Consider the following 11537-nt stretch of genomic DNA (forward strand, 5'->3'; position numbering starts at 1 on the left):
AACTTAGGCAATTCTTTGAAATTATCAGAACAATGGAACTTACCTTGCAATCAAACTATAAAAATATCAATAGAATGTTAAGAAAGTCTCTTGGATTTATGTTGTGTTTTTTACTGATAAATTTTACGTCAGTATTAGGACAAGAAATCAGTGAGCACCCTGAAAAAGATAAATATGTTGGTCAATTTAACGGGGATGGTCAACGTCATGGTATGGGAACATATACATGGGAAGATGGAACGGTTTATCAAGGAAAATGGAGAAATGACTTGATGGACGGTAGAGGAAGTTTAAAATTTGCGAATGGCAATAAGTACGAAGGGAACTTCTCTAAAGGACAACCATTTGGCGCCGGTGTATATAATTGGGCAAATGGTGATGTATATCAAGGAGGTTTTCTTGATGGAAAAATGCATGGTCGTGGTATATTAATTACTCGTTCAGGTGAAAGACACGAAGGTACTTGGATGTATAATCAAGTCAATGGAGAAGGCCAACACTGGTATGCTAACGGAGCACAATATATTGGTGAATGGAAAAACGGTAAACGCCATGGAAAAGGTATAATGCTTTATCCAAATGGAGATACAGAACAAGGTGAGTGGAGAGATGATGAGTACGTGCCATGTGACTGTTATAGAGAATCTGTATCTGTTGCCGAAGCATATAACGAATCAGAGGCAGTATTTGTCGGGAAAGTTTTTGAAATTGAAACAACTGATGAAGGGTATGATAGAGTAGGGATTATTGTTTCAGAATATTGGAAAGGTGCTTTATATCCGAAAAGAAAAGTATATATGCGCGCTGAGTATGGCTCATGTGACTTCGTCTACTTTGAAGATGAGGAATACCTAATTTATGCTCAACCTTATCAATTTGACAAATCGTTATATTACCCTACAAAATGTACGCGTTCAATGCGTACGAGCTTACCTTTAGCTTCAAGAGACATTGAAGAATTAAGAAAAATGTCTTGTGAAATTAAAGAAAACGACGATCGTAAAGTAGCTTTTGATTTCACAGATGACCCTGTTTGTGGTTGTGATGGAGAGGATTACAAAAATCCATATCAAGCTTATAAAGCAGGGGTGGCACATTGGTACGCCGGAACCTGTGAGGAAAAGAAAAAGCGTGATGAAGAAATTAGAAGAGCCAAGTATAAAATCAAGGACGAAATAAAAGAAGAAAAGAAAGAAATTGAGAAAGAAACTCAGCAGATGTATAATTATGTTGAAGAGGATTAATTCCTTTCTGATTTATTTCTAAAAAAAGATGCTTATCTTAGGGTAGGCATCTTTTTTTGCTTACAAATAATATCAATAACCAAAAAATCTAATTAAATGGGCCTGTTTAATACTTTAATGGGTAATGTTTCCAATGCTAATATTGAAGACGTTCAAGAAAAGTTTGGTTTCGTTTTATCATCAGACGAACAATTTGTAAAAGCTTATCAATTAGTTAGAGATCAATGGATCTTTACCAACAAAAGACTTTTAATTGTCGATAAGCAAGGTATCACAGGAAAGAAAGCGGAACTTCTAACTATTCCTTACAAACAAATAGAGCAGTTCTCTATGGAGACAAAAGGAAATTTTGATGCTGATTCTGAGTTGAAAATCTGGGTTAAAAGAATTCCAGAACCTATAGAAACTAAGTTTGGAAGTGATCAGGATGTAAAAGAAGTATATCAATTACTTTCTGAAGGAGTATTATAATAACTAAAGGTTACTTGAGGGGATCAACTTAAGTAGCCTTTATTTTTCTATTGATATATCTAAACAAAACTTTCAATAATTTTCTGTATCACAAAATTAGGTCTAACTTTAATCAACTTTTGGACACACCCAACTAAATCAACCTAGAATGCAAAAGTGGTTAAATAAAACAGAGTTAGAAGGTGCATTAGTGAAACTAATCCCTTTAACACTGGAGCATAAAGAAGAATTACTAAATGCTGCAAGTGATGGAGAATTATGGAAATTATGGTTTACCTCGGTTCCATCTATCAATACAATAGATAAATACCTTGAAAAGGCATTAGAGGATTATCAGTTAGAAAAGTCTTTACCTTTTGTCGTTATCGATAAAAAGACAAATAAAGTCATTGGATCTACGCGTTTTACTAATGCCGTTACTCATCATAAAAGGGTAGAGATTGGGTATACATGGTATGCAAAAAGTTATCAAAAAACAGGGGTAAATACAGAATGTAAATTTCTTCTCTTAAGACATGCTTTTGAAACCCTACATTGTATTGCCGTAGAATTTAGAACACATTGGCATAATCAAGCTTCTAGAAAAGCAATTGCGAGGTTAGGAGCTAAGCAAGATGGGGTTTTAAGAAATCATCAAATTGGTGAAGATGGTACACTTAGAGACACTGTAGTTTTCTCAATTGTTCGCGATGAGTGGGCTGTCACAAAAAAATCTTTATTATTTAAATTGAATCAATAAGATTTCTTGTATTCTTTGTTAATTTTGTTCCGAACAAATTTCACAAATTATAATACTGAATTTATAATATTTTAATTCTCATATTTCGAACATTCGATAACGTTTGAAGTTATTTGTAAAATCAAATAGATATTAAGTATAAATTTGTATTGAAATCTTAACACTACGAGAATCAACTTCAGTTTTATGACTAACAAAGGATATAAGAAACTTAGTTTAATTCTTTCATCTCTGATTCGTCACAATATTGACGAAAGCATAACCGAGCCAATTGTCGACTTACAATTATCCAATGATTTTTGGGAGGTCTTTATACGATATGCCGATGAAATCAATTTAGCGATTGTAAAAAGTAAAGGTACTATAAATCAGCTGACTACTCATCTTGAAAAAAGTATCACTCCTTTTATCGCTCAGTGTAATATAGACGACAATATTGTTCCAGTAATTTTCCACTTAAATAAAAAGGGAAAAGTAGTGGCTCAATCTGTTGATGTATTAGGTCAGGAGGAAGAAATAAACTTAAACTTGGCATTAAGCCAATTAGTTAGGGAAGATAATGGTGAAATTATCTACGCTATACCTATTTCTAATAATCCATTAATTTCTGACAGTAAATCGAAGAAGAAAAACACGTCTTCAAATCGTTTATATAGATTATTAGCAGCAGAGAAAAAGGATATTGGTTATATCTATATCTATGCTCTACTTATATCTTTATTTGGTTTAGTGTTGCCTTTAGGTGTACAGACTGTCATAGAATTAATCGCCGGAGGTGTTGTTATCGATTCCATCACCGTAATGATTGGTTTGGTGGTAGTGTTTACCATGTTTACCGGAGGTTTACAAATCATGCAGTTAAAAGTGGTGGAGACCTTGCAACGAAGGGTGTTTGTAAAAGCGGCCTTCGAATTTGCCTTTAGACTTCCAAAAATAAAGCTGGAAGCACTAATGGGAAATTATGCACCAGAATTAATGAACCGTTTCTTTGATGTATTAACGATACAAAAAAGTTTACCTAAATTTTTAATTGATTTATCAGGAGCAGTTCTTCAAATCCTTTTCGGAATGATTCTATTATCATTCTACCACCCATTATTTATTGTATTTGGTGTAGTACTGATCTCAATGTTAGTAATACTATTTTACTTCACTGGACCAAAGGCTTTGGAAGCCAATATGGTGGAGTCGAAATATAAATACAAAGTTGTACACTGGTTGGAAGAAATGGCGAGAACGCTTTCTTCATTCAAGATCGTTGGTAGAACTTTATTGCCATTAGACAGAACGGAAAACCTAACAAACCATTACCTACACTACAGAGAAAAACAATTCAACGTTGTTATCAATCAGTTTATCTTTGTATATATCTTTAAAACATTAGTTACAGGTGGACTTTTAATTATAGGTTCATGGTTAGTAATTAATCGTCAAATGAATTTAGGTCAATTTGTAGCTTCAGAAATCGTTATTGTATTAGTACTTTCTGCCTCAGAAAAGTTAGTGCTTTCGATGGAAGTTGCCTATGATATGCTAACAGCAGTAGATAAAATTGCCCATGTAACAGACCTACCTTTAGAAAGAAAAGGTGGTGTGTTTATGAATAACGAAGATAGAAAAGGTTTTGCCATCAAAATGAAAGATGTAAAGTTTGCTTATTCTGATGGATACAGAGCATTAAATGGCATAACAATCAATATTAAATCTGGAGAACGTATCTGTTTATCAGGATATAATAACTCAGGAAAAGATACAATGATCTTGGCACTATCTAGTTTCCTAGATAACTACAAAGGTGCAATTAGCTATGATGATTATAATTTAAGAGACCTTGATCTCATAAACCTTAGAAGTGATATTTCTAAAAACGTTTCTGAAGAAGAGCTTTTTGATGGAACGTTATATGAGAATATTACCATGGGTAGAGAAAGTGTTACTTATGAAGATATCATCTGGGCACTAAAGAGTGTGGAATTACTTGAGTTTGTAGAAAAACAACCAAATGGTCTTCAAACAGTAATTACAGCAGGTGGCCGCGTATTCTCCGAAAGCGTTGCTATTCGCTTTATTTTAGCTAGATGTATTGTAGATAGACCAAAATTATTGATTTTAAACAAGACATTCCAAGAGCTTGAAAGTAATGTAAGATTAAAGATTCTTTCTTTCATTATTGATAAATCGAACCCATGGACTGTTATTTTTGTCGGTAACGATCCTATATTATCAACGTTGAGTGACCGAGTGGCAATTTTGTCGAATGGTAAAGTTGAAACGATTGGTACTATTAATGAAATCAAAGATCATGAAGGTTACAAACAGTGTTTCCTTACTACTAAAACTTTCAACGCTTAACTCTTTTAATAATGCTGAATATAACAGAAAAGAAATCTTCTGAACAACATGAATTTGAAAGAAGATTTGGCACATTAAATACATTAAACTCTCCTAGTCAAGCAAGAAAAGTGGCTAGAGTACTGATGGTACTTCTTGCTCTTTTTATTATCATAATGTTTCTACCTTGGCAGCAAAACATTAGAGCTAGAGGTGAAATTACAGCACTGACACCACAAGATCGACCTCAAAAAATTCAATGTCCAATTGATGGTACAATTGCTCAATGGAATGTACAGGAAGGACAACATGTAGATTCTGGCCAAGTATTATTGACAATTGCAGAAGTTAAAGATAAATACATTGACCCTGATATGATCTTACGTTTGGAAGAAGGTATCCAAGCAAAAGGAGAAGCAATCATTGCAAAACAAGATAAAGTTGAAGCAAAGAAACGTCAATTAGAAGCATTAGAAGCAGGTTTATTAATCAAGTTAAAGCAATTTGATAATAAAATTGAGCAATCGATTTTAAAGATTGAAGGAGATAGTATTGCATGGGAGGCATCAAAAGTAGATTTAAAGAACGCCGACCGTCAATACAAAGCGAATCAAGAACTTCATGAGAAAGGACTAATTTCTTTAACAAAATTAGAAACGGTAAGAAGTAAATACCAACAATCAGTAGCCAAGGAAGTTTCTGCAAGAACGAAACTTGAAATGGCAAGAAACGAATACCAGAATGCCGTATTGGGTAAAAATGCAGCTAGAAACGAAGTATTAGATAAAATTGCTAAAACGGATTCTGAATTGAGTACTACTTTATCTGATATTGCAGATAGTGATGCAGCACTTGCTAAAGCTAGAAACGAACTTTCTAGTATGGAAATTAGAGCAGGTATGAGAGTAATTAGAGCACCACAAAAAGGTGTTGTTGTACAAGCTCTTAATAGTGGTATTGGTGAAAACGTAAAAAGTGGACAAGCATTATTAACTCTTGTTCCTGATGAACCACACCTTGCAGCAGCAATTTATATCAAAACAATGGATGTTCCTTTAATTGAAGAAGGCAGACATGTGAGATTAAGATTTGATGGTTGGCCATCAATACAATTCTCTGGTTGGCCAAGTGTAAGTGTAGGTACATTTGGTGGTCAGGTTCAAGTTGTAGACTTTATGAATCAACCTGATGGTACTTTTAGAGTATTGATCACACAAGATTCAAAAGAAAAAGATGAGCCATGGCCTGCTGAGTTAAGAATGGGTACAGGTGTATTTGGTTGGGTAATGTTAGAGGAAGTGCCAATTTGGTACGAACTATGGCGTCAAATCAATGGTTTCCCACCAAGCTTAAAAGATTATAAAGGAGGATCCGACCAGGGTAAAAAGAAATAATATGAAGAAACTACTTGTTATCTTATTCTCATTATCTTTCCACTTTTCATTTGCTCAGGAAAAAGATTCTACTGAAAACGTTCTTACTTTAGAAGATCTTTACAGTATGGTGATGTTAAATCACCCTGTTGCTAAACAGGCAGGACTTCTAACAGAACAAGGGCAAATGCAAATACGATTGGGTAGAGGATCTTTTGACCCTAAACTTGAATCAAAATATGATCAAAAGGTATTCAAAGACAAAGAGTACTACCAAAAGTGGAACTCTTATGCTAAAGTACCACTTTGGGCAGGTTCACTGAATGTTGGTTATGAACGCAATGATGGTTATAATCTTAACCCAGAAAATGATACGGATTCAGGAAATGGATTAATGTACATAGGGGTAGAGTTACCTGTGCTGAAAGGTTTATTGATGGATGAGAGGAGAGCTGCTCTGCGTAAAGGTTTTGAATTACAAAAAGTTACAGAAGCAGAACAGATTAAGCTCATCAACAAATTAATTCTTCAGATTGCAAAGGATTATTGGAATTGGTATTATCGCTACCATCAGTACAGATTAGCTCAAGAAGGGTATGCATTAGCTACTTTCCGTATGGAAGCGGTGGATGAGCGTATCAAACAAGGTGATCTTGCTACTGTAGATGGGGTAGAAGCAAAAATTACTATTCAGCAGAGAGAAATCAATGTGAGAATGGCTGCGATGGACCTTCAGAAAGCTAGATTAGTTTTATCTAATCATTTATGGTCAGAAGATGGTCAACCCTTGGAACTTCTAGAGGATATTTTACCTGAAAATACTCAGGTGGAAACGTTACCTCAATTGGAACAACTCTTGAAAGAAGCTGATATTGCCCACCCAGAAATTGTAAGTTTAGTCGCGAAGAACTCTATACTTGCAATTGATCAGAAACTGGCAAAAGAATCGATTAAGCCTGAGTTGAATTTAAAATATAACTACTTGGGAACTACTGCTAGCAGTTGGGATTACGGTCTTTCTGAGAATTATAAATTCGGAGCCACTTTCTCAATGCCTTTATTCTTAAGAAAAGAAAGGGCAAAACTTCAAATGTCAAAATTAAAGGTTCAGAGTAATGAACTTTCTTTGATCATGAAAAGAAGAGAAATTGGTAACAATATTAGAAGAGCATTTATTACTGTAGAAAATTACGTTGAGTTAACGGAAATGCAACAGGAAATGTCGTCTAATTATCAGATTCTATTACAAGGTGAATCGGATAAATTCGAAGCTGGTGAAAGTTCAGTATTCTATATGAACGTCCGAGAAGGTAAGCTAATAGAAGCAGAAACGAAGTTATTTAAAATGAGAGCTGAATACGCTAAGTCCGTTGCTGAGCTAAATTGGACTGCAGGTGTATCGCCTGTGATGAAATAAACATCTCGTTAATCATAAAATAGAAAAAACTCTTGGTCACTTTGTAAAAAGATGATCAAGAGTTTTTTTGTATTAATACTAACGGTTTCTTTATCCCCCAAAAGGGTGATTTTGTGTTAATACCCTAATTTTAGATGGTATTATTTCAAGAATAAACAGCCGAACGTACAAATTGTTATAATTATTGTACAATAATTTACTAGCTTATCGTTATAAATATGAATGATTACTACATTACTATAACTACTGTAAATTTTTATCAATTCGGTGAACTTCTAAAATGAAGAAAACTACTTTTTTAATTATCGCAACTGTTTGTTTAACTTTTTGTACTACTGGACGAATACTAGCTCAAAATAATGTAAAAGAATATGCAAAATATTCTCCAAATTCGGCGAGCAAGTCTATAGAGCGATTGGCGAACTACTTGACTAAAAATGAGTCCTCTGACATTCAAAAAGCAATGAATATATATACTTGGGTGGTACATAATATATCACTTGATATAAAAGTATATAATGAGAAAAAAATTAGAATCCTTACGCCAGAGCAAGTGCTCAAAAGGAAGAAAGGAACAAGCCTTGATTATTCAGCTTTATTTTCTGCATTGTGCGAGGAAGTAAACATTCCATCAAGGATAATAGTCGGTTATGTCTTTACGGATAATAAAAGCATAACGACCAATCTTTATAAGGCAAACCACACCTGGAATGCAATTAATATTGACTCAGCATGGTATCTTGTAGATACAATGTGGGGGAGTGGTATTGTTGTTAAAGAAAAGAGTGGTAAAAATTCAAAGTCTAGTTTCCACGCGCCAACTTTTATCAAAAAGGTGGATTATACTTTCTTTAAGCCTTCTCCACATGTATTAATAGAATCGCATCTACCATCTAACCCTAATTGGCAACTTTTAGAGAAGGAAGTAGATATTAAAGATTTTATTACGAATACATTTCCAGAGAAAAATAGAACAAAGAATAGATCTGAAGTTCTTGACTCGTACCTAGAAATGAATCAAGCTGAATATCTATATGCTGATGCTAAGTCTGCGTTATCATACAACAAGAAAAATTTCTCAACAATGGGTTATGCTTCTTTGTTGATGGCTAAGGACAAAAATGATACAGAATTAAAGACAAGAGATCGACTTAAATATTTAGAAGAGGCAAAGACTTCTGCTTATTCATACATAAGATTTATTGATCTTTATTCTTCCATTGAATCTGAAGCATTAAAATTGTGGATCAGACATTATCTTGAAACACCTATTGCTAAGCGTCAGAAGTTCATTGACAGACACTGGATTAATAAAGACCAAATCAAGCAGAAAAAGATTCAAGTTCAGAATCATGAGCAGTCATTAAATACTTTTAAGCATAAACTTGAGGATAAAAAGTATCCGGCATTAAATAAGCCTCGCCGTAAGGTGGAATATGATGAGTTTTATGTAAACGTTCAAGAAGCAAGATTATTTGGTGTGGATTCAGCTCTACAAGTGGCGATTGTAAGTGTAGATACCCTTGAAAAGAGAAGAGTAGATTTGATTAAAAAAATTGATAAATCAAGTAGAGACTTAAGAAACCTTAGTGCAAGACAGATTCGTTTTTTAAGTAGATTAGACTATCTCTTACAAGCTAATGTAAGTTTAAAAATCTTAGAGCACCAAGCAAATCAAGTGATGCAGGTTGAGCACAATATCAATGTGTTAACAAGACAAGTGAAGGACCTAGAGGAAGAAAGATATTACAATCATAAAACCTTATCTAAACAGATTTCAACGATTAAAAGGCTATATGTAGATAAGCAAAACATTCTTCGAGGATTATATATTAAGTCTCAGGCACAACCTCAATACAAGGAAATGTATGATAAAGTGACAATTGAATTAAAAGTCATCTTTAATCAGCAGTTACATGAGAAAGAAGAGGCTTATAATAAGTTGAAAGAACATGTATTTACTTTAGAAAAAGTAAACGTAAATCTTACTGAACAAAAAGAAATGATCGCTCATTTAAATAAAGTGATTGATGATTATAAATCTTTAAAAATTGGTGAAGTAAAAAGAGAGGCGGACGAAACAAAGCTTTTCTGTGATTTTATTATCCAAGAAAGTCTTCAAAAAGGAACTGCTTTAAAAGGAGGAAGACCTCAAAGAGCATTATAAGAAGGAAAATAAACCCAGAAATAAACTGGGTTTATTTTTATATATTCTATTTAACATAAGGTAAATTATATTAAATATGTTATTTATTCATTAATACTGATATCAAATCAATAAATTTTATAATTTTGATGCTATTAAATATAAAGGCAAACAATATTATTTAAGCAAACTTATATCAACGACTAAATCAATATGCAATTATTTAGATCATTACTTTTATCAGTAACTATCTTGATCATCATTTCTTGTCAGAAAGAAGCAACAAACATTCCGGGAGATGGTATTGAAGAAGAAGAAATTTTAAACCAACCTCCTTATTCTTTTCAACTTGTGGAGATTCAAGATTCAGCTATAAATGTTACCATAAACCCCAGATTTATATGGCAACAATCTACAGACCCTGATCAAGATCCAGTATCCTATTCATTTTATATCGAAGAAGGATCTGATAATCCAAGTACTCTTTATCATGAAAACTTCGATTCTACAACTTTTACTATAGTCGATCCTTTAAAGAGATATACGCAATACTCATGGAAAGTGGTGGCATCAGATATTCATGGTGCATCAACAGAGAGTTCAGTATTTAGTTTTACGACATATAGAAACTATCAACCTGAGAAATTTAATCTAATTTCCCCTTATAATAACGAAGATGAAATTCCTTTTCTACCCTTGTTAAAATGGGAATCAGCTATTGATCCTGATGGTGATGCTATTTCTTACCAATTGAAAGTGACTAATACGGAGACCGGTGAAGTAGTAGTAAATATTGATAATTATATGGATACTACATTCCAAATATCAGATGAATTAGTGATGTACACTAAATACGATTGGCAAGTCATCGCAAAAGATAGTTATAACGATACCACTCATAGTGCAAACCATACCTTTTATTCGAAGAGGATTAGTGAAAATATGGTGTTAAGGGTAGGTACGGCACCTTTTATAAGAAGGGATGGTCATTCTTCAGTAGTTTTTAATGGGAAGATATATATTTTTGGAGGTTCCAATACAAGTGGTGTGAACAATGGAATTCAAAATGATGTTTGGTCCTCTTCAAATGGAAAAAATTGGACAGAAGTCGAGCATGTCAACTCCCCTACTTCATTTACTTCAAGACATCAACATACCACTGTTGCATTTAAAAATAAATTATGGACTATTGGAGGAGGCACAGCAGATGGTATAAAGAATGATGTTTGGTCATCATCTGATGGAAAAAATTGGACTTTGGAGGTTGAAAATGCCCCATTTGATCCTAGATATACGCATACTTGTTTAGTATATAATGACAAGATTTGGATTATTGGAGGACGATTAGAAAATAGCCATTATCTCAATGATATATGGTCATCGGTAGATGGAATTAATTGGGTTTGTGAGACAAAAAATGCAGATTTTGACCCTAGAGGCTACCATACTTCAGTGGTATTTAAAGATAAGATGTGGGTTATGGGTGGATACAAAAGCGGTCTAGGATCAGGATCAAATAATGAAGTTTGGTCATCGGTAGATGGAAAAAATTGGATAAAAGAAACACAAAATGCTGAATGGTCTAAACGAACAGGATTATCTTCTGTTGTATTTGATGGTAAGATGTGGATTACTTCCGGGGATTATAATAACGACTTATGGTCTACAGAAGATGGAATAAAATGGAAACAACAAAGGTCTTATGGCGAAATGCACAAAAGGTCTCATCAAACAGCCGTTACTTTTGACAATAAAATCTTCGTTATTGGTGGATGGAGAGGTGATTTACTAAATGATGTTTGGTGTTTTTATTAAT

The 11537-nt window shown here is 33.6% G+C and carries 8 protein-coding genes; all 8 read left to right on the forward strand.

Features of this window, described 5'->3' with window-relative positions:
- The first annotated feature begins 32 nt into the window (after positions 1–32).
- Positions 33–1244 carry an MORN repeat-containing protein gene (locus HGP29_RS12135; protein WP_168882672.1) on the forward strand — a complete coding sequence of 404 codons (1212 nt, stop codon included), beginning with the start codon at positions 33–35 and terminating at the stop codon, positions 1242–1244.
- Positions 1245–1340: 96 nt separating this feature from the next.
- Complete coding sequence (locus tag HGP29_RS12140; RefSeq protein ID WP_168882673.1) at positions 1341–1715, forward strand: PH domain-containing protein; 375 nt, start codon at positions 1341–1343, stop codon at positions 1713–1715.
- Between the two features lie 148 nt (positions 1716–1863).
- A complete protein-coding gene (locus tag HGP29_RS12145; RefSeq protein ID WP_168882674.1) occupies positions 1864–2454 on the forward strand; it encodes a GNAT family N-acetyltransferase in 591 nt (196 codons plus the stop codon).
- A 186-nt stretch (positions 2455–2640) separates the two neighbouring features.
- A complete protein-coding gene (locus tag HGP29_RS12150) occupies positions 2641–4806 on the forward strand; it encodes a peptidase domain-containing ABC transporter (protein WP_168882675.1) in 2166 nt (721 codons plus the stop codon).
- Between the two features lie 11 nt (positions 4807–4817).
- Positions 4818–6179, forward strand: coding sequence for an HlyD family secretion protein (locus HGP29_RS12155; protein ID WP_168882676.1), 1362 nt, complete (start codon positions 4818–4820; stop codon positions 6177–6179).
- A 1-nt stretch (position 6180) separates the two neighbouring features.
- Positions 6181–7575, forward strand: a complete 1395-nt coding sequence (locus HGP29_RS12160; protein WP_168882677.1) for a TolC family protein — start codon at positions 6181–6183, stop codon at positions 7573–7575.
- 280 nt (positions 7576–7855) lie between these two features.
- Positions 7856–9742 (forward strand): transglutaminase domain-containing protein, encoded by a 1887-nt coding sequence (locus HGP29_RS12165; protein WP_168882678.1) that lies wholly within the window; start codon positions 7856–7858, stop codon positions 9740–9742.
- Positions 9743–9934: 192 nt separating this feature from the next.
- Positions 9935–11536, forward strand: coding sequence for a Kelch repeat-containing protein (locus tag HGP29_RS12170; protein ID WP_168882679.1), 1602 nt, complete (start codon positions 9935–9937; stop codon positions 11534–11536).
- Position 11537 lies beyond the last annotated feature (1 nt).

Origin of the sequence: Flammeovirga agarivorans (genome assembly GCF_012641475.1) — a bacterium.
Lineage (GTDB): Bacteria > Bacteroidota > Bacteroidia > Cytophagales > Flammeovirgaceae > Flammeovirga > Flammeovirga agarivorans.

What these genes read in the sequence shown, in the direction of transcription:
- HGP29_RS12165 (WP_168882678.1), top strand. Translation starts at nt 7,856, where the DNA reads ATGAAGAAAACTACTTTTTTAATTATCGCAACTGTTTGTTTAACTTTT.
- HGP29_RS12170 (WP_168882679.1), top strand. Translation starts at nt 9,935, where the DNA reads ATGCAATTATTTAGATCATTACTTTTATCAGTAACTATCTTGATCATC.
- HGP29_RS12140 (WP_168882673.1), top strand. Translation starts at nt 1,341, where the DNA reads ATGGGCCTGTTTAATACTTTAATGGGTAATGTTTCCAATGCTAATATT.
- HGP29_RS12135 (WP_168882672.1), top strand. Translation starts at nt 33, where the DNA reads ATGGAACTTACCTTGCAATCAAACTATAAAAATATCAATAGAATGTTA.
- HGP29_RS12160 (WP_168882677.1), top strand. Translation starts at nt 6,181, where the DNA reads ATGAAGAAACTACTTGTTATCTTATTCTCATTATCTTTCCACTTTTCA.
- HGP29_RS12155 (WP_168882676.1), top strand. Translation starts at nt 4,818, where the DNA reads ATGCTGAATATAACAGAAAAGAAATCTTCTGAACAACATGAATTTGAA.
- HGP29_RS12145 (WP_168882674.1), top strand. Translation starts at nt 1,864, where the DNA reads ATGCAAAAGTGGTTAAATAAAACAGAGTTAGAAGGTGCATTAGTGAAA.
- HGP29_RS12150 (WP_168882675.1), top strand. Translation starts at nt 2,641, where the DNA reads ATGACTAACAAAGGATATAAGAAACTTAGTTTAATTCTTTCATCTCTG.